This window comes from Lysobacter claricitrinus, from assembly GCF_045866565.1.
Lineage (GTDB): Bacteria > Pseudomonadota > Gammaproteobacteria > Xanthomonadales > Xanthomonadaceae > Cognatilysobacter > Cognatilysobacter claricitrinus.
On record NZ_BAAFZV010000001.1, the window covers coordinates 558199 to 575926 of the forward strand.

Here is a 17728-nt window from a genome sequence, read left to right on the forward strand (position 1 = left end):
GCGATCACGCGCGCAAGCCCGCCGCTTCGCGTGCGAGGCGGCCGACGCGTTCCCAGTCGCCGGCCAGTAATGCATCCGCCGGCACCATCCACGAGCCGCCGACCGTCGCCACGTTCTTCAGGGCGAAATAGTTGGGCGCCTTGGCCGCGTCGATGCCGCCCGTTGGGCAGAAGTGGACGTCGGCGAACGGACCGCCGAATGCCTTGAGTGCGATCACGCCGCCTGCGCCCTCGGCCGGGAAGAACTTGAAGCGTCGGTACCCGCGCTCCATGCCGGTCATCAATTCGCTCGCGGTGGCGACCGCCGGAAGGAATGCGAGCGCGCTGAGTTCCGCAGCGTCGTACAGCAACGGCGTGGCGCCCGGCGCGATGCCGAACACGGCGCCGGTCGCTTCCACAGCACGGAAATCCCCGGCACGCAGCATCGTGCCTGCACCGACGACCGCACCGGGCACCTCCGTCACGATCGCGCGCATCGCGTCCAGCGCGCACGGCGTGCGCAGCGTGACTTCCAGCACCGGCAAGCCGGCATCGACCAGCGCACGCGCAAGCGGCACGGCATCTTCGAGACGATCGATCGCGAGCACGGGCAGCACCGGCGCCTGCGACAGGATGGCATCGACGCGCGCGGCGCGGGTTTCGGGTGTCCAGTTCATCGGTCGTGCTCCGTCGACGCCCGCAGCGCGACAGCGGCGCCGAGCAGGCCGGGTTGCGGATGGGTGATCACGTCGATCGCGACGTTCTCGAGATAGGCGGCGAAGCGTCCCTTCGCAAGGAAGCGCTCGCGGAACGCGCTCGAGCGCAGGAACGGCACGAAGCGCGGCACGATGCCGCCGGCGATCATCACGCTGCGCGCGCCGTGCACCAGCGCGACGTCGCCGCAGACGCTGCCCAAGATCGCGCAGAAGCGTGCGAGCGCGCGACGCGCGGTGACGTCGTGGCCTTCGAGTGCAAGCCGCACCACGTCGGCGGGGTCGCGCAGCGTCGGCTGCGTACCGGCGGGGCGCTCGGGATCGCGCAACACCGCATCGACCTGCGCGAGGCCGGTGCCGCAGAGCACGCGCTCGGTCGACGTGCGCCCGTGCAGCGAATCGAGCCAGCGCGCGATCACGCGCTCCTCGTCACCGACGGGTGCGAACGTGCCATGCCCGCCTTCGGTTTCGATCACGCGCCAGCCGCTCGCGTCGTCGCCGATCAGCAGGGCGACGCCGAGACCGGTGCCGGGGCCGATCACCGTCACCGGCGAACGCGGCGGGCGCTGCGACGGCCCGTAGAGATGCAGCGCGTCGTCGCCGGACAGCGCGGGCACCGCCCACGCAACGGCGCCGAAATCGTTGAGCATCAGCAGGCGTTCGAGACCGAGCGCCTGTTCGAGCTCGCGACGACTGAACGACCACGCGCGATTGGTCAGCCGGATCTCGTCGGCGTTCACCGGCGACGCCACCGCGATCGCCGCGCGTGTCGGTTGCGCGCCGACGCCCTGCAGGTAGTGCTCGCAGGCATGCTGCAGCGACGCGAAGTCCCCACAGCTCAGCGGTCGGATGTCGCGCAGCGACGGCGTCGGCGCGTCGAGGTCCGTGAGCGCGAAGCGCGCGTTGGTGCCACCGATGTCGGCGATCAGGCCGAGATTGCTCATGCGGAGAGTTCCCGGTCGCTGGCGTCGAGCAGCGCGCATGCGCCCTCTTCCGCGCTGCCGACTTCGCGGCGCATCAGTGCGAACAGTTCGCGGCCGATGCCGGTGTGGTTCGCGGAAAGATCGGGAAGGCGCGGCGCGCGCGCGGCCCACTCGGCGGCGTCGACGAGCGCGTCGATCGTGCCTGCGTCGGAATCGATGCGCACGACATCGCCGGCTTCGAGTTTCGCGATCGCACCGGCGTTCGCAGCTTCCGGCGTCAGGTGGATCGCGGCGAGCACCTTGCCCGAGGCGCCCGACATGCGGCCGTCGGTCAGCAGCGCGACCTTCTGCCCGCGATCCTGCAGCACCGACAACGTCGGCGTGAGCTTGTGCAGCTCCGGCATGCCGTTCGCCTTCGGCCCCTGCCCGCGCACCACCGCGACGAAGTCGCCATCGAGCAGGCCGGCGCGGAATGCGTCGAGCAACGCATCCTGCGCTTCGAAGATGCGCACCGGCGCTTCGATGACGCGATGTTCGGGCGCGACCGCCGACACCTTGACGACCGCGCGGCCGAGATTGCCCTGCAGTCGGCGCAGGCCGCCTTCACTGTCGAACGGCTCGGCGAACGGGCGGACCACGGTGGGGTCGCGCGACGCCACTGGCGCATCCGCCCACCGCAACGTCGTCCCGTCCAGACACGGTTGCTTGGCCTGGTCGCGCAGGTCGCCACCGTGCACGCATCGCACGTCGCCGTGCAGCAACCCGCCGTCGATCAGTTCGCGGATCACGAAGCCGACGCCGCCCGCGGCCTCGAAGTGGTTCACGTCGGCACTCCCGTTCGGATACACGCGGGCGAGCAGCGGCGTGATGCGCGAAAGTTCGTCGAGATCGTCCCAGTCGATGCGCACGCCGGCGGCGCGCGCGATGGCGACGAGGTGGATCGCGTGGTTGGTCGAGCCGCCGGTGGCCGCGAGTCCCACCATGGCGTTGACGATCGAGCGCTCGTCGACGATGTCGCACAGCGGCGTGTAGTCATCGCCCAGCGCGGTGATCTGCAGCACGCGTTCGGTGGCGGCGACGGTGAGCGCATCCCGCAGCGACGTGCCCGGATTGACGAAGGCGGTACCCGGCATGTGCAGGCCCATCACCTCCATCAGCATCTGGTTGGAGTTCGCAGTGCCGTAGAACGTGCAGGTGCCGGGGGAGTGGTACGAGGCGGCTTCGGCGTCCAGCAATTCGTCGTAGCCGACCTTGCCTTCCGCATGCAGTTGGCGGATGCGTGCTTTTTCCTTGTTGGGAATGCCCGACGGCATCGGCCCGGCGGGGATCAGGATGCACGGCAGGTGGCCCCAGCTCAGCGCGCCGATCAGCAGGCCCGGCACGATCTTGTCGCAGATGCCGAGCAGCAGCATGCCGTCGAACATGTCATGCGACAACGCGATCGCGGTCGACATCGCGATCGTGTCGCGCGAGAACAGCGAAAGCTCCATTCCGTAGCGGCCCTGCGTCACACCGTCGCACATCGCGGGCACGCCGCCGGCCACCTGCGCGCTGCCGCCATTCGCGCGCGCGATGGCGCGGATCAGCGTCGGATACGTTTCGAATGGCTGGTGCGCCGACAGCATGTCGTTGTAGCTGGTGACGATGCCGATGTTCGCGCCGGCCTTGCCGCGCAGCAGCGGCTTGTCGACACCCGACGCCGCGAAGCCGTGCGCGAGGTTGCCGCAGCCAAGCGATCCGCGCGCGGGGCCGTCGTGGCGCATCGACGCCATGCGCGCGAGATAGGCGGCGCGCGACGTCGCACTGCGTTCGCGGATGCGCGCGGTCACGCGCTCGACGGTGGGATGCAGGGACATCAGGGACTCCAGTGGACGTGCACCGTGCGACCCGGTGCGTGCAGCAGCGCGGCGACCGGTCGCTTCGATGCATCGGCATCGGCGTACACGGCGTCGAGTACCTCACGCTTGGCGGCGCCGGTCACGACCAGGTGCACGGCACGTGCGCGCAGCAGGCGCGCGGCGGTAAGCGAGATACGCGGAAATGGTGCTTCGACCGGCAACGGATCGGGATCGACGCGCAGCGCTTCGAGTGTCGACGCGAGATCGAGCCCCGCGGCAAGTTGCGAAGCGTTCGGAAACAGCGAGGCCGTATGCGCGTCCGCCCCCATGCCGACCACCACCGCATCGAAGTCGCCCGGATGATCCGCCAGCATCGCGCGCGCGTAGCGTTCGGAACGATCGGGATCGCCGTTGGCGGTGGTCAGTGATTCGATGCGCGCGGGCGTCGCCTCGAAGATCGTGCGCAGTTCGGCGACGTTGGAATTGGGATGGTCGTGTGGCACGCAGCGGTCGTCGGTCGGCATCAGCACGATGTGCGCGGCGCGACCGACATTGCGCCAGCGTGACGCGAGTGCGCGATAGGCCGGTAACGGCGTGCGACCGCCGGCGAGCGCGAGCAGCGCCTCGCCGCGCGCGTCGAGTGCGGCGTCGACCGCGTCACCGAGCACGTGCGCGAGCGCCGTCGCGAGCGTTTCGCCGTCGTCGTAGCGATGCTCGACCCAAGCCATCACTCGCGCCAGCTGTGGCCGTTGCGGTCGATCAGCGTCACCGCCGCGCTCGGCCCCCACGTGCCCGCGGGATACGGCTTCGGTGCGACACCGGTCGAACGCCAGCCGTCGTAGATCGCATCGACCCACTGCCATGCGGCTTCGGTCTCGTCGCGTCGCACGAACAGCGTGCCATTGCCTTCGATGGCGTCGAGATACAGGCGCTCGTAGGCGAGGCGTCGACGCACGCTGGCGAACTCCTCGTGCATGTCGAGATCGAGCGCAACAGGCGACAGCTGCACGCCGCCGCGGTCGAGGCCGGGCGTCTTGCTCATCAGCTGCAGCTCGATGCGCTCTTCGGGCTGCAGGCGGATCACCAGCGCGTTGGGCTGCATGCTGGTCGCGCCGAAGATCGAATGCGGCACCTGGCGCAGCTGCAGGTAGATCTCTGTCGAACGGCTCGGCATGCGCTTGCCGGTGCGCAGGTAGAACGGCACGCCGGCCCAGCGCCAGTTGTCGACCTGCGCGCGAATGGCGACAAAGGTTTCGGTGCGGCTCGCGCGGCCGAGTTCCTCCAGATAACCCGGTACCGCGTGACCATCGATCGCGCCGGCGGTGTACTGGCCGGACACGGTTTCCATCGCGACGTCGCTGCGCCCGATGGGCCGCAACGAACGCAGCACCTTAATCTTCTCGTTGCGCACTGCCGACGGGTCGAAGTGCGACGGCGGCTCCATCGCGGTGAGGCAGAGCAACTGCAGCAGATGGTTCTGCAGCATGTCGCGCATGGCGCCGTAGTCGTCGTAATAGTCGCCGCGACCTTCGACGCCGACGGTTTCGGCAACAGTAATCTGCACCTGCTGGATGTGGCGTGCGTTCCACAGCGGCTCGAACATGGCGTTGCCGAAGCGCAGCGCCAGCAGGTTCTGCACGCCTTCCTTGCCGAGATAATGGTCGACCCGAAAGACGCGCGACTCGTTGAATACCGCAGCGACGCTGTCGTTGATCGCGTTCGCGCTGGCAAGGTCGTGGCCGATCGGCTTTTCCAGCATCACGCGCGTGCCGGCATCGGCGAGATCCATGGCGCCTAGCGCGCGACAGATGTCGCCGTAAAAACGCGGCGCGGTGCTGAGGTGGTAGACGACATCGGCCCCGGCGCGCAGCTCGCGAACGCGCGCGCCGAGCGCGGCGAACGACGCGTCGTCACCGAGCGTGGCGGGCACGTAATGGATGCGCTCGAGCAGTTCGCGGACGACCGCGTCGTCGCGCTCGGACGCCGGTACGAAACGTTCGATCGATTGCGCGACGCTTGCGCGGAAGCCGTCGTCGTCGAAGTCGCTGCGTGCCGTGCCGAGGATGCGGAGCGACGGCGGCAGCAGGCGGTCGCGGTGCAGGCCGTACAGCGACGGCAGCAGCATGCGCTGCGCAAGGTCGCCGGAGGCGCCGAAGATCGTGAGCAGCGAAGCAGGCGTTGGGCTCATGGGCACGGGCATCGACAGGACTCGCAAGCGTACGGCGCGCGCAATGAAGGGTGCGGTGCAAACGATTACAGCCGCTCAGCCCAAGAGTACCGCGAATGGCAGCGCTGTCATGCTGCACTGGACCCTACGCCGGCGTCGGGTCCAGCCTCGCCTCAAGCGTCGCGGCGGACGGCAGCGACCAGTCGATGACCGCATTGCCGCGACGTGCGAGGTATTCGTTCGTCGACGAAAAATGCCCGCAGCCGATGAAGCCGCGATGCGCGGACAGCGGCGACGGATGCGGCGCCTTCAGCACGCGATGCCTGCTCGTATCGATCCGCTTGCCCTTGGCCTGCGCGTAGCTGCCCCACAGCAGGAACACGAGCCCTTTGCGCTCGGCGTTGAGCACGTCGACCACGTGGTCGGTGAAACCTTCCCAGCCCTTGCCCTGGTGCGCACCGGCGCGGCCGGACTCCACCGTCAGCACGGCATTGAGCAGCAACACGCCCTGCCACGCCCACGGCAGCAGGCACCCGTGATCGGGCCGCGCGATGCCGAGGTCGCGCTGCAGTTCGACGAAGATGTTGTGCAGCGACGGCGGCACCGGCACGCCGGGCAATACCGAGAACGCGAGGCCGTGCGCCTGCCCCGGGCCGTGGTACGGGTCCTGCCCGAGCACGACGACGCGCGTGCGTTCGAACGGCGTGGCGTCGAATGCGGCGAAGATCTCGTGGCCGGGCGGGTACACCTGCGCGCCTGCGCGCTTGCGCTCGCGCAGGAAAGCGGCGAGATGCTGCATGTCGTCGCGCAGCAGGTAATCGCCCACCTGCGCTTTCCAGCCGGGTTCGAGTCGGATGTTGTCGACGGCGGTCATCGCCGTATCGTCGGGAATCGACGCGGCAGGCGCAATGCGCGCGATTTCAGGCCGCCGCGGCGTGCTCGAGTCGCGACAGGCGCAACTGGAACAGCGTCTTGGTCACCAGCAGGCGTTCTTCGATCGGCTTGAGCACGAGGTCGTTCGCGCCGGCACGAAGCAGTTCACTCTGGTTTTCGGGGTTCGCGTCGCCGGTCATCACCAGGATCGGCAGGCGGCGCTTGCCGTAGCCGAACTGCACGCGCAGGCGGCCGAGCAGGTCGTGCCCGCTGAGTTCGCCCTTCAGGTAGACGTCGGTGAGCACGAGGTCGGCACCGACATCGGTCTGGCCGCGGTACGTTTCGAAATGCGCGAGCGCTTCCTCGACGCCGATGAAGTGCATCACCTTCAGCCCGTGGCGTTCGAGCATGCGCTTGGTCGCGACCGCGACCACCTTGCTGTCCTCGACGTACAGCACGCGCGCGCCGGGAATCGGCTCCGGGTGCACGTAGCCGCGGATGAACGCCGCCAGCGCCACGTGCCCGAGCGCCTTGTCGAAGTAGTCGGTGACGTCCTCGGTGAAGGTGCGCGATTCGAGGTGCGACTGCGCCTCGCCGGAGACGACGATGATCGGCACGTACTTCTGCCCCGCCGCCTCGCGGACGATGCGCGCGAGCGCGATGCCGTCGCCGTCGGGCAGTGCGATCGCGGTGGTGACCAGGTCGACCGGCCCGTTCGCGAGCGCTTCGCGCGCCTGCGCCACGCTGTCGCAACAGACGACCTCGATGCCCGGCACTTCCTTCACCAGCACGTCGGCGATGAGCTTGCGCACCAGCTTCGACCCGTCGACCACCATCACGCGTGCCGACGTGGTGGTCGGCAGGTGGCGAAGGTCGTGCTGCTCCGTGCTCACATCAGTCGCCGGTCGAGCGGGTCTGTCGGAGATAGTGACCCGTCACCAGCCCCGCGCCAAGCCAGCCGATCAGCCCGGCGCCCAGAACTGCGACGGCGGCCCGGATCGGGTCGAAGCCCTGCAGCCGGAATGCGGAACCGTACGTTTGCGCCAGCCCGGCGATCGGCTCGCGCAACGCGAGTTCGGCGCCGGTGAGCAGCGCCAGCGCGATCGCGCCGGACAGCAGGCCGTAGCAGGCGCCGAGGTACAGGAACGGACGGCGCACGAAGCCGCCGGTCGCGCCGAGCAGCTGCAATACCTCGATTTCGTCGCGCCGCGACTGGATGTCCAGCCGCACGGTGTTGCCGACCACCAGCAGCGCGCCGAGCCCGAGCAGCGTCGCCAGCACCCAGGCGATGCGCTCGCCAAGGGTGAGCCAGCGATCGAGACGCGTGCGCCACGCGGCGTCCTGCTGGACCACGTCGACATCGTTGAGCGATTGCAGCGACGCCGCGAGCACGGCGTCGTCGCCGCGCGGGGTGATGCGCAGCAGGTGCGGCAGCGGGTTCTCGCCGAGCGCGTCGGCCGCCTGCGCCAGGCCGCCCTGCTCGCGAAGTTCCTTCAGGCCGTCGTCGGCGCTGCGCACGGTCACGTTGACCACGTCGGGCCGCGTGCGCACCTGCTCGGCGAGCGCATTGGCGCGCTCGAGCGTCGTGCCCGGCTTCAGGTACAGGCTGACCTGCCGCGACTGCTGCACGTCGCCGGTGAACTGCGACAGGTTCGACAGCACCGCCCACAGGCCGAGCGGCAAGGCGATCGCGATCGCCATGACGCCGACGGTGAGCCCGGTCGCCCACGGCTTGCGCAGCATGCGGCCTAGGCTGGCGACCAGGCTGTAGACGTGGTGGTCGAACCACGCGCCGATGCGCGACCGCGTGCGTACGCCTTCGACGCGTTTCGCCTTCTTCGCCTTCGTGCTCATGCCGCGAGCTCGCCGGGCGGGATGTCGTCGACCAGCCGGCCGTGGTCGAGCACGATCACCCGCTTGCGGATGCGGCGCACCAGCGCGAGGTCGTGGCTTGCCACCATCACCGACGTGCCGCGCTCGGACAGCGATTCGAGCAGCGCCATGATCTCGGTCGACAGCGCGGGATCGAGGTTGCCAGTCGGCTCGTCGGCGAGGAGAAGCTTCGGTTCCGCGACGATCGCACGCGCGATGCCCACGCGCTGCTGCTCGCCGGCGCTGAGCTGGCGGGGCAACGCCTTCTGGCGATCGCCGAGGCCGACCTTGTCGAGCGTCGAGCGCACGCGCTTGGCGATCTCCGCGCGATGCATGCCGCGCAACAGCAGCGGCAGCGCGACGTTGTCGCCGACGCTGCGGTCGGCGAGCAGGCGGTGGTCCTGGAACACCACGCCGACTTCGCGACGATGCATCGCCATGCGACGTCCGCGCAGCTTGCCGATGTTGCGATCGGCAAAGATCACCGCACCGCGCGAGGCGCGTTCGGTCAGATGGATAAGGCGCAGCAGCGTGCTCTTGCCGGCACCGGAATGCCCGGTGACGAACAGCATCTCGCCCGGCGCCACCTCGAAGCTCACGTCCGCGAGCGCCTCGCGCCCGGAGGCGTAGCGCTTGCCGACATTGTCGAAACGCAGAAGGGTCATGCGCCGAGTATCGCAGATGCCCCGCGACGTCCGTCGACATCGCGCCTTGCGCGCGTGCCAACGAAAACGGGCGACCGCATGCGATCGCCCGTTCGTGTCGCGACGTGGAACGCGCGCGTCAGTGCTGGTTGCGTGGCGCCCGCGTGATCAGCGACTTGAGTCCGCGCGCGACGCGGCCGAGCAGGCCCGGCTTCGCATCGGACGTGACCGCGGCCGGCGCCGGCGCATCGCTGCCCTGCGCACGACCGCCGCGCGGTTCGTGACGCGGCGGGCGCGGCATGCGCTCCGGACGCGGCGTTGCCGCTCCGTTGTTCGAACCCGATTCCGCCGCGACCGCACCGTCGACCGGCTTGCCACGACGACGGCGACGACGCTTGCGCGGTGCGAGTTCTTCGCCGGTGACGGGGTCGATGCGCGGTGCGCGCGGCGGCTTGGCGACGTCGGTGGCTGCATCGCCAGGCGTGGCCACGACCGCTTCAGGCTTCCGCGCGCTCGGCGAGCGCTCGGGCTTCGGCCCGCGCGGCGGACGGCGCTCGCCATCACGCGAACCACCGCTGCGGCCGCCCGAACGCGGCTTGATGCCACGACGTGCGTCGTCCTCGGCCTTCTGCTCGCGCGCTTCGCGGAAGATCGCGCTCACGCTTTCCTCTTCCTCGCCATCCACCTTCGCGCGCGGCGCGCGCGGCAACGCGACCAGCATGTCGGCGGTGACCTGTTCAGTCGGCAGCTTCTGTTCGATGTACGCCTCGATGTCCGGCAGGCTCATCGCGTAGCGCTCGCAGGCGAAGCTGATCGCGTCACCTTCGGCGCCGAGGCGCGCGGTGCGGCCGATGCGGTGGACGTAATCCTCGGCGTCGAACGGCAGGTCGTAGTTGTAGACGTGCGACACGCCGTCGATGTGCAGGCCGCGCGCAGCGACGTCGGTCGCCACGAGGATCTCGAGCTGGCCGGCCTGGAACTTCTTGAGCAGCGACTCGCGCTTCTTCTGCGGCACGTCGCCCGACAGCACTCCGACGCGGTAGCCCGCCCGTTCCAGCGCGCGCGCCACACGCTCGACGAACGCCTTGGTGTTGACGAACACCATGGTGCGCGCGCCTTCGCTGCGCGACAGCAGCGCGATCAGCAGCGGGATCTTCTCCTCGTCCGACGGGTAGTACACCTTCTGGCGCACCTTCGCCGCGGTGATGTACTCGCTCTCGACGACGAGCTTCTCCGGCTCGTTCATGTGCTCGTACGCGAGCTCGAGCACGCGGTGGCTGAGCGTCGCCGAGAACAGCAGCGTCTGCCGCGTGGTGCGCTCGGGCATGCGGCGCAGCAGGAAGCGGATGTCCTTGATGAAGCCGAGGTCGAACATGCGGTCGGCTTCGTCCAGCACGCACATCTCGCAGGCGTGCAGCGACACGACCTTGTGCTGCTTGACGTAGTCGATCAGGCGGCCGGGCGTGGCGATGATGACGTCGGCGCCCTGCTGCAGGATCTGGCGCTGCTTGTCGTAGTCGACGCCGCCGTAGATCAGCGCGAACTTGATGCCGAGTTCGGAACCGAACTTCACGGCGTCCTTGTGGATCTGGATCGCCAGTTCGCGGGTCGGCGCGAGGATCAGCGCGCGCGGGTCCTCGGGCTTGCGGTCGGCGAGCGCCGGGCGCGTCAGCAACCGGTTCACGACGGCGACGAGGAAGGCGAGCGTCTTGCCGGTGCCGGTCTGCGCCTGGCCGGCGACGTCGCGGCCGGCGAGCGCCAGCGGGAGGGTGAGGGCCTGGATCGGCGTGCAGCGCGTGAAGCCGGCGGTTTCGAGGCCGGCGAGCAATGCGGGATGCAGGTCGAACGAGTTGAAGGAGACGTCGGTTAGGGGCTTGTCGCTCATCGGGATCCGGCGCGCCGGTCGGCGCTTGCGTGGGAGGCGGCGGCCGGAAGACGGCGGCCGGCCTGGAGAGTCCGGGCGCGCGTGGGGCGGCGACGGTGGCATGCGCGGAACGCTGCGGATGCGGCCGGACGGTGCGCGGGGCTTGTGCCGCCGCGTAAGGTCCCCAAGTGTAGCGCATGGCCACACGCACCCCGTGCGACCATGGCCACCGCATCCGCAGCCCCGAGGAGACCCGATCAGTGAGCGAGAAGATCAAGCATGTCGGCGACGCCGATTTCGACCGCGAAGTCCTGCAGTCGTCCGAGCCGGTCCTGGTCGATTTCTGGGCGCCCTGGTGCGGCCCCTGCAAGATGATCGCGCCCGCGCTCGACGAGCTCGCCGGCACCTACGAGGGCCGCGCCAAGATCGTGAAGGTCAATGTCGACGACGAGCGCCAGACCGCGATGAAGTACCACGTGCGCTCGATCCCCATGCTGCTCGTCTTCAAGAACGGCCAGGTGCAGGGCACGCAGATCGGCGCGGTGGGCAAGGCCCAGCTTGCGCAGCTGATCGACAAGGCGCTCTGACGCCTGCGCGGGTCGCGCCGAGGGCGTGACCCGCCGATGAACCGGTGGGCCCGGCGCCACGTCGCGCGGCCCGCCCTCGGGTAAGGTGGCCGCATCCCGTCGTCCACGACACCGGCCTTCACGCGGCGCCGCCGCGCTCCACGGTCGAATGACTGCCGCTTCGAGTGCTTGCACGCGTTGACGCGGCGGTGCTAGTTTCCTGCTGGCCCGGCGCGTTCGCGCTCGCCGCACCCCTCTGATTCAACCGAATCGATCCGATCCCGACATCGCCCACGCACCGTGGGCGCTCGCCGCATTAGCGAGGATTCCCGCTTGTCCGACCACACCAACGACGCCGGCGAAGTCGCCGAAAAGCGCGTGCGCAAGACGCGCGTCGCCAAGGCCGACGCTCCCGACACCACGACCGTCGTCGCCGAACCCCAGCGCAGCGAGGCCCCGGCGCCTGCCGCGCCTGCTGCACCTGTCGAATCCGCACCGCGCCAGGACGCACCGGCAGCGCCGGCCGCGCCTGTCGCCGGCGCAACCGAACCGTCCGCGTCCGGCGAGTCCGCACCGGGTGACACCGCGTCCCAGCAGGGCGGTGGCGACAACGCAGCGCGCGAGCAGGGCGAAGGCGGCCAGCGCATGACGCGCCGCGAACGCTTCAAGAACCGCCGCGAACGCCAGCGCGAACGCCGCGACCAGATGATGGGCGACGAAGGCGGCGGCAACGGCGAAGGGTTCGTGCCGCGCCCGCATCCAGCCGTGCCGGAAGGCTTCCCGCAGTACTCGCTGGGCGACCTCAAGCGCATGCCCGCCGCGAAGCTGCTGGAGATCGCCGAGCAGCTCAACATCCACGAAGGCGTCGCCCGCGCCCGCAAGCAGGACGTGATCTTCGCGCTGCTGAAGGTGCTGACCCGCCACGGTGAAGGCGTCGCCGCCGACGGCGTGCTGGAAATCCTGCCCGACGGCTTCGGCTTCCTGCGCGCGGCCGAGGCGAGCTACCTCGCCGGCCCGGACGACACCTACATTTCCCCGTCGCAGATCCGCCGCTTCAACCTGCGCACCGGCGACCACATCTCCGGCCGCATCCGCTGGCCGAAGGACGGCGAGCGCTACTTCGCGCTCAACATCGTCGACACCATCAACGGCGAGCCGATCGAGGCGTCGAAGAACAAGGCGCTGTTCGAGAACCTCACCGCGCTGTTCCCGCGCCGCAAGTTCCGCCTCGAGCGCGGCGACGGTTCGACGGAAGACGTCACAGGCCGAATCCTCGACCTGATGGCGCCGCAGGGCAAAGGCCAGCGCGCGCTGATCGTCTCGCCGCCGAAGGCCGGTAAGACCATGCTGATGCAGCAGGTCGCGACCGCGATCACCTACAACCATCCGGACGTGCACCTCATCGTGCTGCTCATCGACGAGCGCCCGGAAGAAGTCACCGACATGCAGCGCACCGTGCGCGGCGAAGTCATCAGCTCGACGTTCGACGAGCCGGCCGCGCGCCACGTGCAGGTCGCCGAGATGGTGATCGAGCGCGCCAAGCGCTTGGTCGAGCACAAGAAAGACGTGGTGATCCTGCTCGACTCGATCACCCGCCTCGCCCGTGCGTACAACAACGTCGTGCCGTCGTCCGGCAAGATCCTGTCCGGTGGTGTCGACGCGAACGCGCTGCATCGCCCGAAGCGCTTCTTCGGCGCCGCGCGAAACGTCGAGGAAGGCGGCTCGCTGACGATCATCGCCACCGCGCTGATCGACACCGGCTCGAAGATGGACGAGGTGATCTACGAGGAGTTCAAGGGCACCGGTAACTCGGAAGTCCACCTCAACCGTCGCATCGCCGAGAAGCGCGTCTACCCGGCGATCGACATCAACCGGTCGGGCACGCGCCGCGAGGATTACCTCATCGAGCCGGAGCTGCTGCAGAAGATCTGGATCCTGCGCAAGCTGCTGCACGGCATGGACGAAATCGCCGCGATGGAATTCCTGCTCGACAAGATGAAGAACACGAAGTCCAACGACGAGTTCTTCAGCTCGATGAAGCGCTGAGTCGGTTCGATCGACGCAATAAGGAAAAGCCCCGCTTCGGCGGGGCTTTTCTTATCTGGGGCATGGCGCCGGTTTCAGCGCGCCGGCGACGGCGAGTGAAACGAGGCGCTCGCCCGTGGATTCAGCGCGTCGCTTCTGGGGCTCCGAAAAGACACGCGGCGGCGAAAGAAGTGGTCGTGGCGCGGTACATGGCTGATCTCCCCGGATCAGCCCGCATTCTGCCACCGTGCCCGCGCTAGCCCTCCACCACCACGCGGTCCCGTCCCCCACGCTTGGCTGCGTACATCGCCGCATCCGCACGCGCCAGCCACTGCGCGTTGTCTTCGCCTTCGCGCAGGACTGCGCCACCAACGGACACGGTGATCGGCCGATCACCGACACGTACGCGCTGTGCTACGGCGGCGCGCAGTTCATTCGCCAGTAGTTGCAGGGTGTCGAGGTCGGTGCCCGGCAGGAGCAGCACGAACTCCTCGCCGCCGTAGCGGAACAGTCGATCGCCGGCGCGGCAGCGTGACTGCACGACGCGCGCGAACGAGACCAGCACGTCGTCGCCGGCTTCGTGACCGAATTCGTCGTTGACGCGCTTGAAGTGGTCGAGGTCCATCACCAGCAGGCCGACCGGCGTGCGGTGGCGACGGAACGTTTCGGCGGCGATGTGCAGCTCGCGGTCCATCGCGCGACGGTTGGCGACGCCGGTCAGCGGGTCGCGCGAGGCGAGCTGCACGAGTTGCGCGCGCTGCAGGTCGGTGCGCCGCGCGAAGACGTAGGCGAGCACGCAGCCCACCGATGCGCTGGACACGTACATCAACCGGTCGAGCATCGTGGCGAACGCACCGCCGTCGATCACGATCGCGGCGATCAACGCGATCGACGCGACAAGCCCGTAATGGCGCTTCACCAGCAGGAAGTTCGCGATCAGCACCGGGCACGACCAGAACGCGCCCGCCAAGCCGATGACGTGGCTGACGACGGCGCACGCGATCGTGGTCGACATGACAACGAACGCACCGGCCCGGGCCGCGCTGCCGCCGCGCCATGCATACGCTAGCGCGCCGCCGAGCGACGCCACGATCAGCGCGTCGACGATCGCCGCCTGCCATTCGCCCTGCGCGGCGCGATAGACGACGAAGGGCGCGATCCCGATCACGCCCACGAGGCAGAACAGGACGAGGACGGTGAACTGGAAGTCCGTGCGCAATCGCTGCAGCGACATCGCGACCTCGTCCTCGGCCGGGGGAAACCGGACGTTGGCGCCCGGCAAGCGAGCGTAACCCGGTGGACACTGCGTCGCGATGAGGGCGGCCGCGTGGCGCCGCGCGCCCGCTACGATGGTGCGTCCGGTACGGGAGCTTTCCATGCACGGCAGCGGTCTCGATCTCGCGCTCGTATTCCTGCTCGCCGCCGTCGTCGCGGTGCCGCTGTTCCGTCGACTCGGCCTCGGTGCGGTGCTGGGCTACCTCGCGGCCGGCGTGCTGCTGGGGCCGCAGGGCCTGCGTGTGGTGGCGGACGCCGACCCGGTGCTCGCGGCGTCGGAAATCGGCGTCGTCATGCTGCTGTTCGTCCTCGGGCTGGAGCTGTCGCCGTCACGATTGATCGTGATGCGACGGCCGGTGTTCGGCGCCGGCGGCGCGCAGATGCTCGCGTGCAGCCTGGCGCTGGCGGCGATCGCGCGCCTGTGCGGGCTGTCGTGGACCGCGGCCGGCGTGGTCGGCGTCGCGCTCGCGTTGTCATCGACTGCGGTCGGGCTGCAGCTGCTGTCCGAACGCCGCGCGGTGCACAGCGAGCACGGACGCCTCGCGTTCGCCATCCTGCTGTTCCAGGACCTCGCCGCCATTCCGTTGCTGGCGGCGATGCCGGTGCTCGGCCGCGTCGGTGCATCGTTCGACGGCCACACCGTCGGCAAGGCGATCGGCGCGGTGCTGCTGGTGGTCGTCGGCGGGCGACTGTTGTTGCGGCAGGGCTTTCGCCTGATCGCGCGTACGGGCATGCCCGAAGTGTTCACCGGCGCGGCGTTGCTCACGGTGCTGGGCGCGGCGTGGATCATGTCGCGCGCGGGTCTCTCGCCTGGCCTGGGCGCGTTCCTCGCCGGCGTGCTGCTGGCCGACTCCGAGTTCCGCCACGAACTCGAAGCGCAGATAGACCCGTTCAAGGGCCTGCTGCTCGGCCTGTTCTTCATGGCGGTGGGCATGAGCATCGACGTGGCGCGCGTACTCGCCGAACCGCTGCGGATGGCCGCGCTGGTCAGTGGGATGCTGGCGATCAAGTTCGTGCTGCTGGTCATCGTCGGACGCCGGCCCGGACGGCTGTCCACGCGCGACGCGGTGCAGCTCGCCGCCGTGCTCGCACTTGGCGGTGAGTTCGCGTTCGTGGTGTTCTCCGAGGCGAACCGCGTGGGCATCATCGATGCGCTCACACGCGACCGACTGGTCGCGACGGTTGGGCTGTCGATGGCGATGGGGCCGCTGCTGTTGCTGGTCGTCACGCGCGCGCTGGGACGTGCACCGGGCAAGCCGGCGCGTGCGTTCGACGCGATTCCCGACACCCAGCCGAAGGTGCTGATCGCCGGATTCGGGCGATTCGGGCAGGTGGTCGCGCGCCTGCTCGCCGCACAGAAGCTGCCCTTCATCGCGATCGAACCCAGCGCCGACCAGGTCGACTTCGTGCGGCGTTTCGGCAACCCGGTGTACTACGGCGATCCGAGCCGTTCCGACCTGCTGCGTTCGGCTGGCGCGGAGTCGGTCGAAGTGTTCGTGATCGCACTGGAGGATCCCGAAGCCTCCGTTCGCACCACGCGCGCGGTGCGCCAGTTGTATCCGGAGGCCAAGGTCTACGCGAGCGCGCGCGATCGTCGCCATGCCTGGGAATTGATGGACCTGGGCGCGCATGCGATCCGCGAGGCCTTCCATTCGAGCCTGCATACCGGTGAGCGCGTGCTGGTCGACCTGGGCCTCGACGCGGCGACCGTGCACGCGCAGGTCAAGCGCTTCCGCGAGCATGACGAACGCCTGCTGCGCGCGCAGTACGAAGTGCGCGACGACGAGGCGGCGCTGATCCAGACCTCGCGCGAGGCGCGCCGCGAGCTGGAGGAGCTGTTCAACGCCGACGTCGGCGAAGGCGTGCTCGGCGGGATGGTGCGCGAGACGGAAACGCGTTGACCGACGTCAGCATCAGCGCGCGAGCGTGCGCTGGAAGAACGCGACGACCTGCGCATCCATCGCCCGGTGCATCGCCGCGCGATCGAGCCCCGGCGGATCGGCGCAGAGCATAGGCGGACGCAGCAGACGGCACGGCGCGAGGAAGGAGAGGTGTGCGGCGCCGGGCACCACATGCGTCTCCAGCGTGGCGCCGGACCACGCCCGTTGCAGCGGAACGGCGTTGCTGGACGGCGGCACCGTGGTGTCGCGATCGCCCGTCCACAGTTGCACCGGCACGCGCACATCGCGCAGGTCGTCGCCGGCCACGGTGAAGCCGAGTCCCGGCGCGACCAGCACCGCGGCGCGCACGCGCGGATCGGTCGCGAAGTCGCTCGCCGCGGCCGGCGCCTGCGTGAGCAGCGGCGACTTCGCCGCACGCAGGACGTCGCAGACGAATTCCGGCGTCGCCGCGCAATGCGGAGCGATGCGCGCGAGGTCGGCATGCGCGCCCAGCAGCGTGAGCACGGTGAAGCCGCCAGCGGAAAAGCCATAGGCGCCGATGCGGTCCTGATCGATTCGCGCGTGCCCGGGCCAGCGCGTGAGCAATGCGTCGATGGTCGCGCGCACCTGGTGCCCGCGTTCGACGAACAGCATCGGCGAGGCAAGGGCGGACGCGTCACCCAGGCTGTCGCCCGGATGCTGCGGCGCGGCGACCACGAAACCCGCCTGGGCGAGGGCCAACGCGAGATCGACATGGCTGGCGACGCCGCCACCGTTGCCGTGCGAGATCACGACCGCCGGAGATGCGTGCCATCCGGCGGTGCGTCGCGTGCGACATCGAGCAGCGCCGCGCCGAGCAGCGTCGTCGGCCAGGGCCGCGCGCGCGTCGGATACCAGACGGCGACCGGGAATGCGCGACCATCGGCTTCCGCGCGCATGACCTGCATGCCGACGGGTCGCGTCGTGCGCCATGCACTGGCGACCGCCAAGCCAAGCACGGCGACCACCACGACGGCGAGCGCCATCAGTGCGCGGCGCAACCACTTCATGGCGACGACTCCGTTCGCGCAGCCAGCAGGGTGGCGATACGCAACGCTAGCAAGCGGTCGT

Annotated in this window: 16 protein-coding genes; 3 read left to right on the top strand and 13 right to left on the bottom strand. The window is 69.4% G+C overall.

What is annotated here, in order from left to right:
• Positions 1-4: 4 nt before the first annotated feature.
• From eda to rhlB, 10 genes are all read right to left on the bottom strand, one after another.
• Positions 5-655 (bottom strand): bifunctional 4-hydroxy-2-oxoglutarate aldolase/2-dehydro-3-deoxy-phosphogluconate aldolase, encoded by a 651-nt coding sequence (eda, locus tag ACKTTN_RS02430; RefSeq protein WP_407908280.1) that lies wholly within the window; start codon positions 653-655, stop codon positions 5-7.
• Positions 652-1635 (bottom strand): glucokinase, encoded by a 984-nt coding sequence (glk, locus tag ACKTTN_RS02435; RefSeq protein WP_407908281.1) that lies wholly within the window; start codon positions 1633-1635, stop codon positions 652-654. Before glk ends, eda begins: the two co-directional genes overlap by 4 nt.
• Positions 1632-3470 (bottom strand): phosphogluconate dehydratase, encoded by a 1839-nt coding sequence (edd, locus tag ACKTTN_RS02440; RefSeq protein ID WP_407908282.1) that lies wholly within the window; start codon positions 3468-3470, stop codon positions 1632-1634. The genes glk and edd overlap by 4 nt, the downstream gene beginning before the upstream one ends.
• Complete coding sequence (gene pgl, locus ACKTTN_RS02445; RefSeq protein WP_407908283.1) at positions 3470-4180, bottom strand: 6-phosphogluconolactonase; 711 nt, start codon at positions 4178-4180, stop codon at positions 3470-3472. Before pgl ends, edd begins: the two co-directional genes overlap by 1 nt.
• Positions 4180-5640: a glucose-6-phosphate dehydrogenase gene (gene zwf / locus ACKTTN_RS02450; RefSeq protein ID WP_407908284.1), complete on the bottom strand. Its 1461-nt coding sequence runs from the start codon at positions 5638-5640 to the stop codon at positions 4180-4182. The genes pgl and zwf overlap by 1 nt, the downstream gene beginning before the upstream one ends.
• 124 nt (positions 5641-5764) lie before the next feature.
• Positions 5765-6493, bottom strand: a complete 729-nt coding sequence (ung, locus tag ACKTTN_RS02455; protein ID WP_407908285.1) for a uracil-DNA glycosylase — start codon at positions 6491-6493, stop codon at positions 5765-5767.
• A 46-nt stretch (positions 6494-6539) separates the two neighbouring features.
• The gene (locus tag ACKTTN_RS02460; protein ID WP_407908701.1) at positions 6540-7328 is read right to left on the bottom strand and encodes a response regulator; all 789 of its coding nucleotides are present in this window, start codon (positions 7326-7328) and stop codon (positions 6540-6542) included.
• Positions 7329-7386: 58 nt separating this feature from the next.
• Positions 7387-8346 (bottom strand): permease-like cell division protein FtsX, encoded by a 960-nt coding sequence (ftsX, locus tag ACKTTN_RS02465; protein ID WP_407908286.1) that lies wholly within the window; start codon positions 8344-8346, stop codon positions 7387-7389.
• Positions 8343-9029, bottom strand: a complete 687-nt coding sequence (ftsE, locus tag ACKTTN_RS02470) for a cell division ATP-binding protein FtsE (protein ID WP_407908287.1) — start codon at positions 9027-9029, stop codon at positions 8343-8345. Before ftsE ends, ftsX begins: the two co-directional genes overlap by 4 nt.
• A gap of 118 nt (positions 9030-9147) precedes the next feature.
• Complete coding sequence (gene rhlB / locus ACKTTN_RS02475) at positions 9148-10893, bottom strand: ATP-dependent RNA helicase RhlB (protein WP_407908288.1); 1746 nt, start codon at positions 10891-10893, stop codon at positions 9148-9150.
• Positions 10894-11132: 239 nt separating this feature from the next.
• Between rhlB and trxA the strand changes: the two genes are divergently transcribed.
• On the top strand, positions 11133-11459 hold the full coding sequence (gene trxA / locus ACKTTN_RS02480) for a thioredoxin (RefSeq protein WP_407908289.1): 327 nt from the start codon (positions 11133-11135) through the stop codon (positions 11457-11459).
• A gap of 312 nt (positions 11460-11771) precedes the next feature.
• A complete protein-coding gene (gene rho / locus ACKTTN_RS02485; RefSeq protein ID WP_407908290.1) occupies positions 11772-13484 on the top strand; it encodes a transcription termination factor Rho in 1713 nt (570 codons plus the stop codon).
• Between the two features lie 235 nt (positions 13485-13719).
• Here rho and ACKTTN_RS02490 read toward each other — a convergent pair whose 3' ends face one another.
• Positions 13720-14697, bottom strand: a complete 978-nt coding sequence (locus ACKTTN_RS02490) for a GGDEF domain-containing protein (protein ID WP_407908291.1) — start codon at positions 14695-14697, stop codon at positions 13720-13722.
• A gap of 142 nt (positions 14698-14839) precedes the next feature.
• On the opposite strand from ACKTTN_RS02490, the gene ACKTTN_RS02495 reads away from it, so the two are divergent.
• Positions 14840-16639, top strand: coding sequence for a monovalent cation:proton antiporter-2 (CPA2) family protein (locus ACKTTN_RS02495; RefSeq protein ID WP_407908292.1), 1800 nt, complete (start codon positions 14840-14842; stop codon positions 16637-16639).
• Positions 16640-16651: 12 nt separating this feature from the next.
• On the opposite strand, the gene ACKTTN_RS02500 is transcribed toward ACKTTN_RS02495, so the two are convergent.
• Positions 16652-17410, bottom strand: a complete 759-nt coding sequence (locus ACKTTN_RS02500; RefSeq protein WP_407908293.1) for an alpha/beta hydrolase family protein — start codon at positions 17408-17410, stop codon at positions 16652-16654.
• On the bottom strand, positions 17407-17667 hold the full coding sequence (locus tag ACKTTN_RS02505) for a hypothetical protein (protein WP_407908294.1): 261 nt from the start codon (positions 17665-17667) through the stop codon (positions 17407-17409). The genes ACKTTN_RS02500 and ACKTTN_RS02505 overlap by 4 nt, the downstream gene beginning before the upstream one ends.
• Positions 17668-17728 lie beyond the last annotated feature (61 nt).

Bases quoted from the DNA above. Each gene is read 5' to 3' on its own strand.
- zwf (WP_407908284.1), bottom strand. From the start codon at position 5,640: ATGAGCCCAACGCCTGCTTCGCTGCTCACGATCTTCGGCGCCTCCGGC.
- ACKTTN_RS02505 (WP_407908294.1), bottom strand. From the start codon at position 17,667: ATGAAGTGGTTGCGCCGCGCACTGATGGCGCTCGCCGTCGTGGTGGTC.
- ung (WP_407908285.1), bottom strand. From the start codon at position 6,493: ATGACCGCCGTCGACAACATCCGACTCGAACCCGGCTGGAAAGCGCAG.
- rhlB (WP_407908288.1), bottom strand. From the start codon at position 10,893: ATGAGCGACAAGCCCCTAACCGACGTCTCCTTCAACTCGTTCGACCTG.
- glk (WP_407908281.1), bottom strand. From the start codon at position 1,635: ATGAGCAATCTCGGCCTGATCGCCGACATCGGTGGCACCAACGCGCGC.
- ACKTTN_RS02460 (WP_407908701.1), bottom strand. From the start codon at position 7,328: ATGGTGGTCGACGGGTCGAAGCTGGTGCGCAAGCTCATCGCCGACGTG.
- ACKTTN_RS02495 (WP_407908292.1), top strand. From the start codon at position 14,840: ATGCACGGCAGCGGTCTCGATCTCGCGCTCGTATTCCTGCTCGCCGCC.
- edd (WP_407908282.1), bottom strand. From the start codon at position 3,470: ATGTCCCTGCATCCCACCGTCGAGCGCGTGACCGCGCGCATCCGCGAA.
- ACKTTN_RS02490 (WP_407908291.1), bottom strand. From the start codon at position 14,697: ATGTCGCTGCAGCGATTGCGCACGGACTTCCAGTTCACCGTCCTCGTC.
- eda (WP_407908280.1), bottom strand. From the start codon at position 655: ATGAACTGGACACCCGAAACCCGCGCCGCGCGCGTCGATGCCATCCTG.
- pgl (WP_407908283.1), bottom strand. From the start codon at position 4,180: ATGGCTTGGGTCGAGCATCGCTACGACGACGGCGAAACGCTCGCGACG.
- ftsE (WP_407908287.1), bottom strand. From the start codon at position 9,029: ATGACCCTTCTGCGTTTCGACAATGTCGGCAAGCGCTACGCCTCCGGG.
- ftsX (WP_407908286.1), bottom strand. From the start codon at position 8,346: ATGAGCACGAAGGCGAAGAAGGCGAAACGCGTCGAAGGCGTACGCACG.